This window comes from Bradyrhizobium sp. KBS0727 (genome assembly GCF_005937885.2).
In the GTDB taxonomy this organism is placed as follows: domain Bacteria; phylum Pseudomonadota; class Alphaproteobacteria; order Rhizobiales; family Xanthobacteraceae; genus Bradyrhizobium.
The window spans coordinates 3567961-3583704 of sequence record NZ_CP042176.1; the positions used below are offsets into that span (position 1 = coordinate 3567961).

The 15744-nt window shown below is 64.1% G+C and carries 16 protein-coding genes; 7 read left to right on the forward strand and 9 right to left on the reverse strand.

Translation table 11 applies throughout. The features are described from left to right. Positions 1-153: 153 nt before the first annotated feature. From FFI89_RS16455 to FFI89_RS16475, 5 genes are all read right to left on the reverse strand, one after another. Positions 154-411: a hypothetical protein gene (locus FFI89_RS16455; protein WP_138838267.1), complete on the reverse strand. Its 258-nt coding sequence runs from the start codon at positions 409-411 to the stop codon at positions 154-156. Between the two features lie 105 nt (positions 412-516). Further along, positions 517-1065: a cyclic pyranopterin monophosphate synthase MoaC gene (gene moaC, locus FFI89_RS16460; protein ID WP_138838269.1), complete on the reverse strand. Its 549-nt coding sequence runs from the start codon at positions 1063-1065 to the stop codon at positions 517-519. A gap of 3 nt (positions 1066-1068) precedes the next feature. Next, positions 1069-1890: an indole-3-glycerol phosphate synthase TrpC gene (trpC, locus tag FFI89_RS16465; protein WP_138838271.1), complete on the reverse strand. Its 822-nt coding sequence runs from the start codon at positions 1888-1890 to the stop codon at positions 1069-1071. A 17-nt stretch (positions 1891-1907) separates the two neighbouring features. Next, positions 1908-2921, reverse strand: a complete 1014-nt coding sequence (gene trpD / locus FFI89_RS16470; RefSeq protein WP_138838273.1) for an anthranilate phosphoribosyltransferase — start codon at positions 2919-2921, stop codon at positions 1908-1910. A 38-nt stretch (positions 2922-2959) separates the two neighbouring features. Further along, positions 2960-4861 (reverse strand): peptidylprolyl isomerase, encoded by a 1902-nt coding sequence (locus FFI89_RS16475; protein WP_168212910.1) that lies wholly within the window; start codon positions 4859-4861, stop codon positions 2960-2962. A 253-nt stretch (positions 4862-5114) separates the two neighbouring features. On the opposite strand from FFI89_RS16475, the gene tpiA reads away from it, so the two are divergent. After that, positions 5115-5867, forward strand: coding sequence for a triose-phosphate isomerase (gene tpiA, locus FFI89_RS16480; protein WP_138838275.1), 753 nt, complete (start codon positions 5115-5117; stop codon positions 5865-5867). A 1-nt stretch (position 5868) separates the two neighbouring features. Here the strand turns inward: tpiA and FFI89_RS16485 are convergent, their stop codons facing one another. Both FFI89_RS16485 and FFI89_RS16490 read right to left on the reverse strand, forming a co-directional pair. Next, complete coding sequence (locus FFI89_RS16485; protein ID WP_138839333.1) at positions 5869-6402, reverse strand: GNAT family N-acetyltransferase; 534 nt, start codon at positions 6400-6402, stop codon at positions 5869-5871. A gap of 4 nt (positions 6403-6406) precedes the next feature. Further along, entirely contained in the window at positions 6407-6973 is a 567-nt protein-coding gene (locus tag FFI89_RS16490) for an XRE family transcriptional regulator (protein ID WP_138838277.1), read from the reverse strand. 223 nt (positions 6974-7196) lie between these two features. Here FFI89_RS16490 and secG point away from each other — a divergent pair, with 223 nt between their 5' ends. The 6 genes from secG (at position 7197) to glsA (ending at position 14201) form a co-directional block, all read left to right on the forward strand. Beyond that, positions 7197-7589 (forward strand): preprotein translocase subunit SecG, encoded by a 393-nt coding sequence (secG, locus tag FFI89_RS16495; protein ID WP_138838279.1) that lies wholly within the window; start codon positions 7197-7199, stop codon positions 7587-7589. A gap of 166 nt (positions 7590-7755) precedes the next feature. After that, positions 7756-9387 (forward strand): CTP synthase, encoded by a 1632-nt coding sequence (locus tag FFI89_RS16500; RefSeq protein WP_138838281.1) that lies wholly within the window; start codon positions 7756-7758, stop codon positions 9385-9387. 94 nt (positions 9388-9481) lie between these two features. Then, positions 9482-9808: an NIPSNAP family protein gene (locus tag FFI89_RS16505; protein ID WP_138838283.1), complete on the forward strand. Its 327-nt coding sequence runs from the start codon at positions 9482-9484 to the stop codon at positions 9806-9808. A 91-nt stretch (positions 9809-9899) separates the two neighbouring features. Next, positions 9900-10754, forward strand: a complete 855-nt coding sequence (kdsA, locus tag FFI89_RS16510) for a 3-deoxy-8-phosphooctulonate synthase (protein WP_138838285.1) — start codon at positions 9900-9902, stop codon at positions 10752-10754. A gap of 13 nt (positions 10755-10767) precedes the next feature. Next, the gene (locus FFI89_RS16515; protein ID WP_168212911.1) at positions 10768-11973 is read left to right on the forward strand and encodes an MFS transporter; all 1206 of its coding nucleotides are present in this window, start codon (positions 10768-10770) and stop codon (positions 11971-11973) included. A gap of 353 nt (positions 11974-12326) precedes the next feature. Beyond that, a complete protein-coding gene (gene glsA / locus FFI89_RS16520) occupies positions 12327-14201 on the forward strand; it encodes a glutaminase A (RefSeq protein ID WP_138838289.1) in 1875 nt (624 codons plus the stop codon). A 13-nt stretch (positions 14202-14214) separates the two neighbouring features. Here glsA and FFI89_RS16525 read toward each other — a convergent pair whose 3' ends face one another. Together FFI89_RS16525 and queF are read right to left on the reverse strand one after the other, a co-directional pair. Then, positions 14215-15183 (reverse strand): hypothetical protein, encoded by a 969-nt coding sequence (locus FFI89_RS16525; RefSeq protein WP_138838291.1) that lies wholly within the window; start codon positions 15181-15183, stop codon positions 14215-14217. A gap of 31 nt (positions 15184-15214) precedes the next feature. After that, positions 15215-15691, reverse strand: coding sequence for a preQ(1) synthase (queF, locus tag FFI89_RS16530; RefSeq protein WP_138838293.1), 477 nt, complete (start codon positions 15689-15691; stop codon positions 15215-15217). Positions 15692-15744: the final 53 nt, after the last annotated feature.

The following is a 15744-nucleotide window of genomic DNA, read 5'->3' on the forward strand; positions in this document are numbered from 1 at the left end:
AGTAACGCGGCGAGATGGAGTTGACGTTAGTAAGTCTGGTTAACGAAGCGTTATCCCGGTTGCGGCCGCGACCTTCGCAACTGCAGAAGTTGCCGCTTCCCGTCAGCCGGTCGATGGCGCCGGGTTGGCCGGAATGCGCAACGCTGCGGGCCGTCACTGCATGCGTGTCGCCGACGTGTGCGATCGCTTCCTTGCGACGCCCATCGTTTGGCCGGGAACTGTGGCGCCCGCGTTAACGCTTCGCTGATAGTTGCTGTCGGTGTAGGGATTGCCCGGTCCCTTGTTCTGGCAATTGGCGTTCGGATAAAAAAATGCGCAGTAACCGGGTTCGGCAATCACCTGCTGTGCCATTGCCGGTCCGGTGATCATGGCGAGCGCAGCGACGGCGCTGAGAAGCCTGCAAGTCGGCATTGGATTCCTCCTCGTGAAGGTCCCACAGGAAACAACCCCGCCGGCGCATGCGGCATTCCTCGCTGCGCTGGTCACACTGGCGTTACCGCCGCAGCGTCCCCTTGCTCAGTCCCCGGAACGATAATGTCCGGACTTACCGCCCTGCTTCTCGACGAGGTGAATGCCCTCGATGCGGACGCCGCGTTCGACCGCCTTGATCATGTCATAGATCGTGAGACAGGCCACCGACACTGCCGTCAGCGCCTCCATCTCGACGCCGGTAGGCCCGGTGACCTTCACGGTGGCGCGGATGATGCAGCCGGGAAGCTTGTTGTCGGGGGTGATGTCGAGCGTTACCTTCGACAGCGCCAGCGGATGGCACAGCGGGATCAGATCCGAGGTGCGCTTCGCCGCCATGATGCCGGCAATGCGCGCGGTGCCCAGCACGTCGCCCTTCTTGGCATTGCCGGACACGATCAGCTCCAGCGTCGCCTTGTGCATGACGACACAGCCTTCGGCGACCGCGACGCGTTCGGTCGCCGGCTTGGCCGACACGTCGACCATGCGCGCTTCGCCCGCGGCGTCGATATGGGTGAGGGCGGCGCCGGCTTTGGAAGGCTTACCTTTGGAAGTCTTGCCTCTGGAAGTCTTGTCTCTGTAAGTCTTGCGGGCCATCTTCTAGCGGGTTCCGGTGGCGCGGGGCGTGTCGGTGCGGGCCAGCAGCGCACGGGTTGCCGCCGTCACGTCGGCCTGCCGCATCAGGCTTTCGCCGACCAGGAAGGTCGACATCCCCACGCGTTCCAGTCGCGCGAGGTCGGCCGGGGCAAAGATACCGCTCTCGCCGACCATCAGCCGGTCTTTCGGGATCAACGGCGCCAGCGCCTCGCTGGTCGACAGCGTGGTCTCGAAAGTGCGCAGATTGCGGTTGTTGACGCCGATCATCGGCGACCGAAGTTTCAGGGCGCGATCGAGTTCGGCGCGGTCGTGGATTTCGATCAGCACGTCCATGCCGAGCGCAATCGTCGCGTCCTCGATATCCTTTGCCGCGGTATCGTCGAGTGCTGCCATGATGATCAGGATGCAGTCGGCGCCATGGGCGCGGGCCTCCACCACCTGATAGGTGTCGAACACGAAATCCTTGCGCAGCACCGGCAGATGGGTCGCCGCGCGTGCCGCCACCATGAAATCGAGATGGCCCTGGAACGAAGGCGTGTCAGTCAGCACCGACAGGCAGGCCGCGCCGCCGGCCTCGTAAGCCCGGGCGAGCACCGGCGGATCGAAATCGGCGCGGATCAGTCCCTTCGAGGGCGAGGCCTTCTTCACTTCCGCGATCAGCGCATAGTCGCCGCGCGCAAGCTTCTCGCGGATCGCGCGCACGAAACCGCGCGGCGGCGAGGCGGTCTTGGCGCGCGCCTCGACCTCGGCCGGCGGATGCGCCCGCTTGGCGGCGGCGATTTCCTCGCGCTTGTACGTCTCGATCTTGGTCAGGATGTCGGACATGTCAGGCGCTCCCGCGGTCAGCCGTTGGAAACCGCGATCAGGTGTTTGAGCCGTGCCGCCGCGGTACCGCTGTCGAGCGACGTAGTGCCGAGCGCCACGCCTTCCTTCAGATCCTTGGCGCGGCCGGCGACGATCAGCGCGGCTGCTGCGTTCAAGAGGGCGACGTCGCGATAGGCGCTCGGCTTGCCGTCGAGCACGCTTTGCAGCGCCACCGCGTTGGCATCGGCGTCGCCGCCCTTGAGGCCGTCGCCACCGGCGCGGGCAAGGCCAGCGTCCTCCGGCGTCACCTCGAAGGTGCGGATGTTGCCGTTCTCAAGGCTCGCCACGAAACTCGGGCCGGTGAGGGTGATCTCGTCCAGCCCGTCGGAGCCGTGCACCACCCAGGCGGATTCGGAGCCGAGGTTCTTCAGCACCTGCGCCAGCGGCTGCACCCAGTGCCGGGAGAACACGCCGACCATCTGCCGTTTGACGCCAGCCGGATTGGAGAGCGGCCCGAGCAGGTTGAAGATGGTGCGGGTGGCGAGTTCGACCCGGGTCGGGCCCACGTTCTTCATGGCGGGATGATGCGTGGGCGCGAACATGAAACCGATGCCGGCCTCCTGGACGCAGCGGCCGACCTGCTCCGGCGTCAGGTCGAGCTTGACACCGAGCGAAGCCAGCACATCGGCGGCGCCCGAGCGCGACGACAGCGCGCGGTTGCCGTGCTTGGCGACCGGCACGCCCGCGCCCGCGACGATGAAGGAAGCGCAGGTCGAGACGTTGACCGAGCCGGAGCCGTCGCCGCCGGTGCCGACCACGTCGACGGCGTTGGCGGGCGCCGTGACCCGCAGCATCTTGCTGCGCATCGCCGATACCGCGCCGGTGATCTCGTCGACGGTTTCGCCGCGCACCCTGAGCGCCATCAGCAACCCGCCCATCTGCGAGGGCGTCGCCTCGCCGGACATCATGCTGTCGAAGGCGGATGCCGCTTCGTCACGCGACAGCGTCGCGCCGGTGGCGACTTTTCCGATAATAGATTTGAGGTCGTCCATCTCGTGCTTTCAGGATCGCGCTTGCGTTCGGATTAGGCTCAGTTGTTGGCGCCCGTCACCTGCGCGAAGGCGGCCTGATTGATTGACGTACCGATCTCGGATTCGATCTTGGTCACGTATTGCGCGACCTGTTCGTCGGTCAGTCCGCGCTGCAACGTGTCCTTGAGCTTCTTCATCTCGTCGGATGCCGCATCGATCTGCGGCACGCTGACATCGGTGACGCGGAACACGATCCAGGCGCTGCCGCCGGCGTCCGGGGTCTGCCCGACGCCGTCCTTGGGCGTGCGGAAGGCGGCGGTGACGACCGAGGAGGGCACGCCTGCCGGCGAGGCGTCGCGGCGGAAATCCTTGACGGTCTCGACCTTGGTTCCGATCGCGCTGGCTTCCGCGGCGAGTGTGGCGCCTTGCTCGAGCTTTTGCACCATCTCGGTCGCTTTGGCCCGTAGCCTGTCCGAGATCTGGTCTTCGCGCCATTTCGCCTCGACCTGGTCCTTGACCTCGTCGAGGTTTCGCTCGCGCGAGGGCGTGACGCCGAGCACGTCGAACCAGACATAGCCGCCGCGGAACTGGATCGGGTCGTTGTCGACGCCGACGTCGCTGTTGAAGGCCTGCGAGACCAGGTCGAGACCCTGCGGGATGTTGGCCACGGGCTGCCCGCTCGGCAGACGGCCCGAGCGATCGACGGCGTCGATCGTCACGGCGGTCAGACCGAGCTTCTGCGCGGCTTCCACCACATTGGAGCCGCCGCTGCGCTCGTCTTCCATCTTGTTCTGGATTTCGGCGACCTTGGCGCGCGCGCGCTCGGTCGCGAGCTCCTTCTTCACCTGGCCCGCCATGCTCTCATAGGTGGGCGTGACGCCCGGTTCGATCTTGCCGATCTTGACCAGCGCCACACCGAACTGGCCTTTCACGGGCTGGCTGATCTCGCCGGACGGCAGCGCGAACGCCGCGTCCGCGATGGCGGGATCGATGATCGCGGATTTCGTGATCAGGCCGAGGTCGACGTCGGACAGATTGAGGTTGCGCTCCTTGGCGAGGTCGTCGAACGACAGTCCGCCGGTGACGCGGCTGCGCGCCGACAGCGCTTCCTCGGCATTGGGAAACACGATCTGCGTCACTTCGCGCTTCTCCGGCGTGCCGATCTTGTCGCGGCGCTGCTCGAAGACCTTTTTCGCATCCTCGTCGGAGACGTCAGACCATTTGCCGATCTCTTCGGGGTTGATCACGACAAAGGCCAGCTTGCGATATTCGGGCGCGCGGAACTGGGTCTTGTGGTCCTCGAAATAGGCGGCGAGCGTCTCGGGCGAGGGCGTCTCGATGGTGCCGGCCTGCGCGGCGTCGAGCTTGAGATAGTCGATCGAGCGCTGCTCGTTCTGGAAGCGGGTCAGTGCGTCCACCATCAGCTTCGGCGGCTCCAGGCCTGCCGAAATGGTGCCCGCGATCTGGCGCCGCAGCCCGACGCGCCGCTGTTCAGCGAGATAGCGCTGCTCGGTGTAGCCGAACTGCCGGATCGCGGCCTGGAAGCGCGCGGGCTCGAACGTGCCGCCCAGTCCCTTGAAATTGGGGTCGGAGTAGATCGTTCGCATGGTTTCGGCCTCGGACTGGCCGAGCCCCATGCGCCGGGCTTCCTCGTCGAGCGCGGCCTCGGCGATGGTCTGCTGCAACACCTGGCGGTCAAGCCCAAAGGCGCGGGCCTGGTCCATGGTCAGGGGACGGCCGAAACTGCGGCCAAGCTGCTGCAGCCTGTCGGTGTAGATCTGGCGGAACTGCTCGGTCGAAATCTCGGTCTTGCCGATCTTGGCCAGCGAGGACTGTCCGAACCCCTTGAAGATGTCGGCGATACCCCAGACTCCGAAACTGACGATCAAAACGCCCATGACGACGCTCATGATCGCCTTGCCGAGCCAATTTGATGAGGCCTTGCGTATTCCTCGAAGCATGGGTCCAACTTGTCTGATTATGAGGGAACCGGGTCGCGCCTTGGCCAGATCCTCGAACGGATACCGAGAAGGGCGTCACCGAGTTGATAAAGCATCATAAAGTGGCAACGTCCCGGTCGCAACCCGACCGGGGCGGGCCAATTGAAGCGGTTAACGGCCGGGGATCGCAAGGGGATGGCTCTTGGCTGCATCTGGAACTGGCCGCAAGCCTCTGCTAGCGCATCTCTAACGCTGACATTGCGAGAATTTTGACATGACCGACGCCATCCGGCCGCTGATCGCGGGCAACTGGAAAATGAACGGCCTGAAATCGGCTTTTGCCGAATTCGATGCCATGATCGCCGGCGCCGCCGCCCTGGCCGCCAAGGCCGATTTGCTGGTCTGCCCGCCGGCGACGCTGATCGCAGGCTTCGCCGACAAAGCAAGGGGCTCCAAACTCGCCGTTGGCGCGCAGGATTGCCACCCGAAAGCCTCCGGCGCCCATACCGGCGATCTCTCGGCGGAAATGCTGGCCGATGCCGGCGCCAGCGCGATCATCGTCGGCCATTCCGAGCGGCGCGCCGACCACGGCGAAACCGATGCGCTGGTGCGCCAGAAGGCCGAAGCCACCTGGCGCGCCGGGTTGACCGCCATCGTCTGCATCGGCGAGACCCAAAAGCAGCGCGATGCCGGCCAGACATTGGACATCTGCGGCGGCCAGCTTGCGGGATCGCTACCTGATGGTGCGACCTCGGCCAATCTGGTGGTGGCCTATGAGCCGGTCTGGGCGATCGGGACCGGACTGACGCCGACGACCGGAGATGTCGAGCAAGTTCATCGGTTTATCCGGCAGGTGCTCACCGATCGATTTAAGGCGGAAGGCGGCAAGGTCCGCATTCTCTATGGCGGCTCGGTCAAGCCCTCGAACGCCGCGGAGCTGATGGCGGTGGCCAACGTCAACGGCGCCCTGGTCGGCGGCGCCAGCCTGAAGGCTTCGGATTTCCTGGCGATCGCGGCGGCGTGCTAGTTCAGGCCGTCTCTCGCTCCTGCAACCGCTTCCAGTAGATCAGCGTCCCCGTGAGGCCGCCGTGCGGTTTCAGCGCGTAGTCGGGGATCACGCCGGTCAACCGGAACCCCAACCGCTCGTACAATCCGGCCGCGCCTTCATCCTCGGCGGTGTCGAGCACCAGCAGCCAGCGTCCATGTTCGAGCGCGATGCGCTCGGCTTCGCGCAGCAAGGCCGTCGCTATGCCGCGATGGCGGTGACTGAGCCGCGTCATCATCTTGGCGATCTCGGCGCGATGCGGCTGGTTCGGCGGCAAATTCAGCAACAGCGTGACGGTTCCGATCAGGCTCTCGCCGTCGAAGGCGCCGAGGACGATCCGCTCGCCGCGGGCCGCCGCGCCGAGTGAGTCCTGCCAGAACGCATTCGCTGCTGGCGCCGGCATCGGGTGCATGAAGCTGACCGAACCGCCATGGGCGACCGTCTCCACCAGCATTTCGCTCAATGCCGCAATCGTGTCCGGCGAAGCAGTGAGGGGTGCAATCCTGATCGGCGGCATCATCTCAGCTCCGTGCCAGCGCAACGACGTAGACGCAGGGTGCCGCGCTCTCATTGGCAAAGGTGGTTTCTGCGGGCGGCCCAAAGCCGAGGCAATCGCCGGCGCTCAGCTCATGGCGCTCGCCAGCTTCGGTGATGACCAGCGCGCCCGACAGCACCCAGAGGGTTTGGCGGATGTGGGCGTAGGACGAGGCCGGCAGCGTCACCTGTTGTCGCGCCGGCATTTCGACCCTGACGATCTCGATCGGGTTGTCGGGACGGCTGAACACCTGCCGGCGCAGGTAACCGGTCTCGGGATCGCGCCACACTTGTTGGTCGGCGGCCCGGGAAATGCGGTCGCCCTGGCCCTCGGCGCGCAGCATCAGGCCCGCGAGCGTCAGGTCGAAGGCGCTCGCCAGCCGCACCAGCACGACGGCGGTCGGGCTGACCTCGGCGCGCTCGATCTTGCTGATGGTGGCCTTCGAGACGCCGGAGCGCTCGGCGAGATCCGCCAGCGACCAGCCGCGGCTGTCGCGCTCAAGCCGCAGCCGGTGGGCGAGGCGGTTGCTTAGATCGTCTATAATAGTATCCATATGTCTATTATAGGAGAAATTCGAGCTGCCTCAAGCCTGAATTGAACGGATCGGGCGGGGCCGAATTCCTTGTCCCCAAAGGCTGCGGCAATTATCTCCCGCGCAGCGGTTGGGGGTGACAATGCCCCTGCCGATCGTGTAACACCGCGCAACTTCAGGAAAACCCGCAAGCCCCTCAAGCAGCCGAAGCCCGGCGCTGTCGGCTTGTGACGGAAGGTTAGAGATGCAGACCGTCATTATTGTCGTTCACCTCATGATCGTTTCCGTGCTGATCGGCGCGGTGCTGCTGCAGAAGTCGGAAGGCGGCGGCCTCGGCATGGGTGGCGGCGCCGGCTTCATGTCGAGTCGCGGCACCGCGAACCTGTTGTCGCGCACGACCGCTATTCTGGCGGGCCTCTTCTTTCTCACCAGCATGGCTCTCGCCTGGATCGCCGGCGCCGATCGCAAGCCAAGCTCGATTCTCGGTACCGCGCCGGCGACGCAATCGCAGCCCGGCGGCGCTTCACCGATCACCCCGCCGACCTCTGGCGGCCTTCTGGATTCGCTGAAGAAGGCGGACGAACAGCCGGGCCAGCCGCCGGCACCGTCGGGCCCGCAGGCGCCGCGTTCGCAATAAAGCAGGGTGGCTATGCAGGGCGGCGTCTACCGTCCCGCATCAGCACTTCCCATCAATGCTCTGATATCGCTTTAAATTTCACGTCACCCACAGCCCGGCAGAATGTTTGCCTTGGTATGCGATTCGTTTTGGCGAATCGGGGCAGTGGCCTTAAAGGTTGAGTCCCATGGCGCGGTACATATTCATCACCGGCGGCGTGGTTTCTTCGCTCGGAAAGGGTCTGGCTTCAGCGGCACTCGGTGCCCTGCTGCAGTCCCGCGGGTACAAGGTCCGTCTCCGTAAGCTCGACCCCTATCTCAACCTCGATCCCGGAACGATGTCGCCGTATCAGCACGGCGAAGTGTTCGTGACCGATGACGGCGCCGAGACCGATCTCGATCTCGGCCATTACGAGCGCTTCACCGGGCGTCCGGCTACCAAGGCCGACAACATCACCACCGGGCGCATCTATCAGGACATCATCACCAAGGAGCGCCGCGGCGATTATCTCGGCGCGACCATCCAGGTGGTGCCGCACGTCACCAACGCGATCAAGGAATTCGTGCTTTCGGGCAACGAAGAATACGATTTCGTGCTGGTCGAAATCGGCGGCACCGTCGGCGACATCGAGGGCCTGCCGTTCTTCGAGGCGATCCGCCAACTCAAGAACGAGCTGCCGCGCGAGCACGCCGTCTACATTCATCTGACGCTGCTGCCGTTCATCCCGAGCGCGGGCGAGTTGAAGACCAAGCCGACGCAACATTCGGTCAAGGAGCTGCGCTCGATCGGCATCCAGCCGGACATCCTGCTGTGCCGCACCGACCGCGAAATTCCCAAGGAAGAACGGCGCAAGCTCGGCCTGTTCTGCAACGTGCGCGAAAGTGCTGTCATCGAGGCGAGGGATGTCGACAACATCTACGCCGTGCCCGAGGCCTATCACGCCGCCGGGCTCGACGACGAGGTGCTGGCCGCGTTCGGCATCGCGCCGAAGATTCCGCCGGCGCTGCAGAGCTGGAACGTCATCAACGAACGCGTGCGCAACCCCGAAGGCGCCGTGACCATCGCCATCGTCGGCAAGTACACCGGCATGAAGGATGCCTACAAATCGCTGATCGAGGCGCTGTCGCATGGCGGCATCGCCAACAAGGTCAAGGTCAACCTCGACTGGATCGAGAGCGAGGTGTTCGAGCACGAGGATCCGGCGCCGTTCCTCGAACATGTCAACGGCATCCTGGTGCCCGGCGGCTTCGGCCAGCGCGGCGCCGAGGGCAAGATCCGCGCGGCACAGTTCGCCCGCGAGCGCAACGTGCCGTATTTCGGCATTTGCTTCGGCATGCAGATGGCGGTGATCGAAGCCGCGCGTAATCTGGTCGGCATCGAGGATGCCAACTCCACCGAGTTCGGCCCGACCAAAGAGCCTCTGGTCGGCCTGATGACGGAATGGCTGCGCGGCAACGAGCTTGAGAAGCGCTCGAAGGCCGGCGACCTCGGCGGCACCATGCGGCTCGGTGCCTATCCTGCGGCGCTGAACCGCGGCAGCCGGGTGTCGGAAGTCTATGGCGGCGCCACCGAGATTTCGGAACGTCATCGTCACCGCTACGAAGTCAACACCGCCTACAAGGACCGGCTCGAACAGCACGGCCTGCGCTTCTCGGGGCTGTCGCCCGACGGCGTGCTGCCGGAGATCGTCGAATACGAGGACCATCCCTGGTTCATCGGCGTCCAATTCCATCCCGAATTGAAGTCGCGGCCTTTTGAACCGCATCCGCTGTTCGCGTCGTTCATTCAGGCGGCGGTGGTGCAGTCGCGGCTGGTTTGATCCCCACCACCGGTTGTCTTTGACGAACGCGCCGATTGTTGCGACAAACCGCTCCCGTGACCTGCAAGAACAATAAATCAAGGGAGTGCGTTCGATGATCTACGAGATGCGCGTCTATCGTTGCCTGCCGGGCCGTCTGCCGGCGCTGCTCAAGCGTTTCGAAAACACCACGCTGAAGCTGTGGGAAAAGCACGGCATCAAGCAGGCCGGGTTCTTCACCACGCTGGTCGGCGAATCCCATCAGGAACTGACCTATCTGCTGGCCTGGGAATCGCTGGCCGACCGTGAAAAGAAATGGACCGCGTTCCAGAGCGATCCGGATTGGATCACTGCGCGCGCCAAGACCGAGGAAGACGGCCAGATCGTCGGCAATATCGTCAACCAGTTGCTGGTGCCGACCGCGTTCTCGTCAGTGAAGTAACTGGTGGCGCAACCCTGATATTCGGGGGCTTTCCGGGGTTGATCCTGATTGCGCGGACCGGCATGGTCCGCGCCGAACGAAGGAAAATCCCTTGAACGCAAACCTCAAAGCAGCTCCGGTCGTGACCGTTGGCCCGGTCAAATTCGGTAACGATCTGCCGATTTCAATCATTGCCGGACCATGCCAGCTCGAGAGCCGCGCGCATGCGCTGGAAGTGGCTGGCGCGCTGAAAGAGATCGCGACACGGCTCGGAATCGGCCTTGTCTATAAAACCTCGTTCGACAAGGCCAACCGCACCAGCGGCACGGCCGCGCGCGGTATCGGGCTCGCCCAGGCGCTGCCGATCTTTGCCGAGATACGCTCCTCGCTCGGATTGCCTGTCCTCACCGACGTGCACGAGGCCACGCAATGCGCCGAGGTGGCACAGGCCGTGGATGTGCTGCAGATCCCCGCCTTCCTGTGCCGGCAGACCGATCTGCTGTTGGCGGCGGCTGCGACCGGCAAGGTCGTCAACGTCAAGAAGGGGCAATTTCTGGCGCCGTGGGACATGGCGAATGTCGTCGGCAAAATTACCGGCGGCGGCAATCCGAACGTGCTGGTGACCGAACGAGGCGCGTCCTTTGGCTACAACACACTGGTGTCGGATATGCGGGCGCTGCCGATCATGGCGCGCACCACCGGCGCGCCGGTCATTTTCGACGCCACCCATTCGGTGCAACAGCCGGGCGGGAAGGGCGCCTCATCCGGCGGCGAGCGTGAATTCGTGCCGGTGCTGGCGCGCGCGGCGGTTGCGGTCGGCGTCGCCGGCGTCTTCATCGAAACCCATCCCGATCCTGATCGCGCGCCGTCGGACGGACCCAACATGGTGCCGCTGCGGGAGTTCGAGGCGCTGATCAAAACCCTGATGGGGTTCGACGCGCTCGCCAAGGGAACGACCGGTCGATGACACGGATATTGCGGTGACCGCGTCCAGCCGCCTGCCGCCAGCGTTGAACATCATTACGCTGGCGACGTTTGCGGCCAGCCTGTCGGCGCGCGCACTCGATCCGGTGCTGCCGCATGTCGCCGACGATTTCGGCGTGAGCATTGCGACCGCCGCCGCTTTCGCTTCCGTCTTCGCCTTCACCTTTGCGATCATCCAGCCGGTGCTGGGCGCGGCGGCCGATCTGTTCGGCAAGGCGCGGCTGATGGTGGTGTGCCTGATGCTGCTGGGCGTTGCCAACATCCTCGGCGCGATGTCGACGTCGTTCTGGCTGCTGTTCGCCTCGCGGATTCTCGCCGGGATCGGCTCCGGCGGCGTATTTCCGGTGGCGCTCAGTCTCACCAGCGATCTGGTCGGCCCGGAGAAACGGCAGATCGCGATCGGCCGCACGCTGATGGGGTCGATGACCGGCAACCTGCTGGGGGCAACGGTCTCGGGTCTGATCGGTGACTTCTTGGGTTGGCGCGGCGTGCTGGCCCTGCTTGGCCTCTTGGTCATTGTCGCCTCGGTCGCGGTTCTCATGGGCTTTCGAGGGGCTGAACTGACGAAGCCGCCCAGGACGAACCTTGCGGCGCTCCGGCACGGCTACCGCACGATATTCGCCAATCCCAATGCCTTTTGTTATGCGGCGGTGTTCATCGAGGGCTGCTGCGTGCTCGGCCTGTTTCCCTACATCGCATCGTTCCTGTTCGAGCTCGGCGAAACCTCGCTGTCGATCGCCGGTATCGTGATCGCGGGCTTTGCCGTCGGCGGACTGGTCTACACCCTGACTGTTTCGCGGTTCCTCCCGAAAATCGGCGTCAACGGCATGATGATCGCGGGCGCGGCCCTGGTCGGGCTGCAGCTCATCGTGGTCGCGATGGGGCCTGGATGGAAGCTGCAAACCGTGAGCCTGATCTTCATGGGCTGGGGCTTCTACATGATCCACGGCTGCCTGCAGGTGTTTGCCAGCGAGCTGTCGGTGGAGGCGCGCGCGACCGCGCTGTCGTTGCATTCGTTTTTCTTCTTCATGGGCCAGACCATCGGGCCGATCGCCTACGGCTTCGGCATTCTGCATGCCGGCAAGACCCCGACCTTGCTGGCCGCTGCCGCCGTCATCATCGCGCTCGGCTTTGTCTGCGCGCGGCTGCTGCGACAGACGCGGCCGACGGATGCGGCCGCCCGACCCGACGTCGAGCCCTAGCTGAACGTTTGCCCGCTTCGCGCGTATTTTGCGGTTATGAAAACAGCGTCAGGATGTATTCGAGCAAATAGACCGTGGTGGCGTAGGTAACCGCGCCGATCGCCAGCAGCGCGACCGAGAGCCATACCCACAGCGGCGTCGATTCCTTTTGCATTGAAGCGCTCACGGGTCGAGTGCTGCGTCTTAGCAGCGCTGGTTTCCCCGGCCCCGTGACCATGGCGCAGTTTGGATGCCTTTTGTCAGAAAATGGCGCGCTAGCGTCAGGATGACGCATGGCTGAGGGATGCGGGCAGGATGCGAATACCGTCCATGGCACAGAGATTGCTTTGTTTTCTGACATTTAAGGTGAGCACGTGGACGCCCAAGTTACACGCCCCGCCAGGGGCAACATCAACGCCAGAAATGCCGGCTATGCCAACCAGTCTCCGCTCCAGCGATTCCTGGCCGGTTGCTACGAGGAATTCAAATCGGACAATTCGGGCGCGGTCGCCGACTACATCCCCGAGCTACAGCGCGCCAACCCCGCGCATTTTGGTGTCGCGCTCGTCACCATCGACGGCCACGTCTATGAGGTCGGCGACAGCGCGGCGCCGTTCACCATCCAGTCGGTCTCCAAGGCCTTCGTGTTTGCGCTGGCGCTGGAGGCGGTCGGCGAGGAACGGGTGTCGGCGGCGATCGGCGTCGAGCCAAGCGGTGAGGCGTTCAATTCGATCCGGCTCACCAACGACAACCGGCCGTTCAATCCGATGGTCAATGCCGGCGCGATCGCCTGTTCCGGGTTGATCCATCAGGCCTATGGCGCGTTGGCGTTCGAGCGGATCCGCGAAAAGCTCAGCCAGTTTGCCGGGCGCGAGCTCGGCGTCGACGATGCCGTGCATGCCTCCGAAGCGCTGACCGGCAACCGCAATCGCGCCATCGCCTGGTTGCTGCGCAACTATCTCGTGGTGCGGGACGATGTCGACGCGGTGCTGGATACGTATTTCCGCCAATGCGCCATCCTCGTCACCGCGCGCGATCTCGCCGTGATGGCGGCGACGCTGGCCAATCGTGGCGTCAATCCGGTGACCGGGGTGCAGGTGATCACGCCGCACATCGTTGCCCGCACGCTTTCCGTCATGACCAGTTCGGGCATGTATGATTACGCCGGCGAATGGATCTATCGCGTCGGCATTCCCGCCAAGAGCGGCGTCGGCGGCGGCATCGTCGCAGCGCTGCCATCGCAGATGGGGCTCGGCACCTTCTCGCCGAACCTCGATAGCCACGGCAACAGCGTGCGCGGGCTGAAAGTCTGCGAGGCGCTGTCGTCGCGCTTCGATCTGCATATGCTCAATCGCAGCGCCGACGTCCGCACCTGCATCATCGCCGATTACGACATCTACGGCATTTCATCGCGCCGCAGCCGTCAGCCGCACGAACAGCAGATCCTCGACGAGCGTCACAGCGACATCAGGGTGGTCGAGCTGGTCGGCGCACTGAATTTCGCGGCAGTCGACTATGTGGCGCGGCGGCTGGCCGGCGAGCCGCCGAACGCGCCGCTCCTGATCCTGGATTTTCGCCGGGTGCCCGATGTGACGGCCGCGGGTGCGCAACTGCTCGGCGAGAACCTCACTATTCTCGGCCAGAGCGGGGTCACCGCGATCCTGACCGGTTTCGAGCCGACATCGGCGGTGTGGCAGGCGATCTCGACGCGCGTTGCCGACCCACGCTGGCTGCGGCGTTTCGCGCTGCTCGACGAAGCCATCGAGTGGGCCGAGGATCAGGTCATCTACCGCTATGGCGGCTTCATGTTGTCGAAGGAAACCAGCCATCTCGGCGAACAGGCGCTGCTGGCGGATCTGGCGCCCGACGAAATCGCCGCTTTGGCGGAGCTATCGACCACGCGACGTTATGAGGCCGGTCAGCGCATTGTCCACGCCGGCGAGCCCGCCAATTCGCTGTTTTTCCTGCAAAGCGGCATGGTGAGCGTGAAATTGCCGAGCGGGGTGCGGTTGGCGTCGCTCGGGCCCGGCATGGAATTCGGCGAGATGGCGATCATCGAGCAGAAGCGCAGCGCCGATGTCTGGGCCGATACGCCGGTGAAATGCCTCGAACTTCCGCTCGACAGCTTTGCCGATTATCGCCAGCTCCACCCGCAGATCGCGATGAAGATCATGCGCAATCTGTCCACGCTGCTGGCGCGGCGGCTGATCCTCGCCAATGCCAAGGTCGATCTGCTGAGCGCGTATTGATCGCGGCCGGAGATTACTTTCCCATCGCCTCCGCCAGCAGTGCCTGAGCCTGCTTTGTCACCTCAGCGAATGACCGCTGTTGCGGGCCGCGCTGGGTAAAGCACTTCTTGTAGGCGTCTTCGCCTTGTTGCCTGACGTCGCCGAGCTTGTCATAGGCTTTTTTGTCGATGCGATGGGATTGGAAATCCTCGGCGGCCTTCTCGGCTTTCTTGTTGTAGTCGGCCCTGATCGCACGGCAGGCCGGGATTTCCACCTTGGGGCTGATCGAACCATAGGCGACGTAAACCTTGCCGTTGGAAACCGCCGAAACGAACACTTCGTCCGCCGCGTCAGGCGCGGAGTCCTGGGTTCGCCCGCCCAGTAGTGCAGCGGCTGATGTAGCGGAGGCCGGCTTGACGATCGGCAATTCGTTAAAGCCCACGACCGCTGAGTCCGTCGGGATGGCCTGAGTGTAGAAGGATTCATCCTTGAACGCTGCAGCCATCTGCTGCGGCACGTTCTTGATCTTCTTGCCCCACCAATCCTTGTGTCCGCGCAGCCAGCGCTCGAGCAGCGTCTGCGTCGTGACGATGATGTGCGCCTTCGGTTCGATATACTTGCCGTCGGAGCCGTTGGCGTCGGCTTTCTCGCCGTTTTCGCCGACCAGGGAGTCGAACCGCAGGCCGTCGAGCAGGCCAAAGCCCTCGTCGCCTTTGGAGTAGGCGTCGAGGTTGAGCTTGGCCGGCCCGAATCCCTTGCGATCGGGTTCGGCCAAAATCAGCTTCATCTGCGCAAGAAGATCGGCGTTGGCCGCCTTTTCGGTCTTCTCGGCCTCATCGCCTTTTTTGCCGTCATACAGTTTGGAGATTTTCGCGATCGCAACGTCGCGCGCCGCGATGTAGCGATCCTCCGACGGCATTGGCGCGGCATGTACGCTCGAAAGCATCCCGAGCAGACACGACACGGCGGCAAATCGGATGACGGCAGAGACTGAGTTTCGCATGTGCGGTGGTCGGAATGACCGGCCGTTCGGTTCAACCCCGCCCGCGGTAGGGGGCAACGCCCTGGTCGGGCATCCACATGCCCTTGGGCAGTTTGCCGGTCTGCCAGAACACGTCGATCGGGATGCCGCCGCGCGGATACCAGTAGCCGCCGATGCGCAGATATTTCGGCTTGATTTCGTCGGCGATGCGCTTGCCGATCATCACGGTACAATCCTCGTGGAAGGCGCCATGGTTGCGGAAGCTCGCGACATAAAGTTTCAGAGACTTGGATTCGAGCAGCCAGCGGCCGGGCACGTAGTCGATCATCAGATGCGCGAAATCCGGCTGGCCGGTGACCGGGCAGAGCGAGGTGAATTCCGGCGCGGTGAAGCGGACCACGTAATTGGTGTCGGCCTGCGGATTGGGAACACGGTCGAGTTTGGCCTTTTCGGGGCTATCGGGCCATTCCACGGCACGGCCGAGTTGCAGGCCGGGCGACTTCGCAGGTTTACGAGGCATTTTCGACATAAGGATTCTCCATTGCCGCGTTATTAGACAATTCGGCCGCCAGCGTCACGGGT

Excerpts from the sequence above, each read along its gene's own strand:
- FFI89_RS16455 (WP_138838267.1), bottom strand. The coding sequence starts at position 411 with ATGCCGACTTGCAGGCTTCTCAGCGCCGTCGCTGCGCTCGCCATGATC.
- moaC (WP_138838269.1), bottom strand. The coding sequence starts at position 1,065 with ATGGCCCGCAAGACTTACAGAGACAAGACTTCCAGAGGCAAGACTTCC.
- trpC (WP_138838271.1), bottom strand. The coding sequence starts at position 1,890 with ATGTCCGACATCCTGACCAAGATCGAGACGTACAAGCGCGAGGAAATC.
- trpD (WP_138838273.1), bottom strand. The coding sequence starts at position 2,921 with ATGGACGACCTCAAATCTATTATCGGAAAAGTCGCCACCGGCGCGACG.
- FFI89_RS16475 (WP_168212910.1), bottom strand. The coding sequence starts at position 4,861 with ATGCTTCGAGGAATACGCAAGGCCTCATCAAATTGGCTCGGCAAGGCG.
- tpiA (WP_138838275.1), top strand. The coding sequence starts at position 5,115 with ATGACCGACGCCATCCGGCCGCTGATCGCGGGCAACTGGAAAATGAAC.
- FFI89_RS16485 (WP_138839333.1), bottom strand. The coding sequence starts at position 6,402 with ATGCCGCCGATCAGGATTGCACCCCTCACTGCTTCGCCGGACACGATT.
- FFI89_RS16490 (WP_138838277.1), bottom strand. The coding sequence starts at position 6,973 with ATGGATACTATTATAGACGATCTAAGCAACCGCCTCGCCCACCGGCTG.
- secG (WP_138838279.1), top strand. The coding sequence starts at position 7,197 with ATGCAGACCGTCATTATTGTCGTTCACCTCATGATCGTTTCCGTGCTG.
- FFI89_RS16500 (WP_138838281.1), top strand. The coding sequence starts at position 7,756 with ATGGCGCGGTACATATTCATCACCGGCGGCGTGGTTTCTTCGCTCGGA.
- FFI89_RS16505 (WP_138838283.1), top strand. The coding sequence starts at position 9,482 with ATGATCTACGAGATGCGCGTCTATCGTTGCCTGCCGGGCCGTCTGCCG.
- FFI89_RS16525 (WP_138838291.1), bottom strand. The coding sequence starts at position 15,183 with ATGCGAAACTCAGTCTCTGCCGTCATCCGATTTGCCGCCGTGTCGTGT.
- queF (WP_138838293.1), bottom strand. The coding sequence starts at position 15,691 with ATGTCGAAAATGCCTCGTAAACCTGCGAAGTCGCCCGGCCTGCAACTC.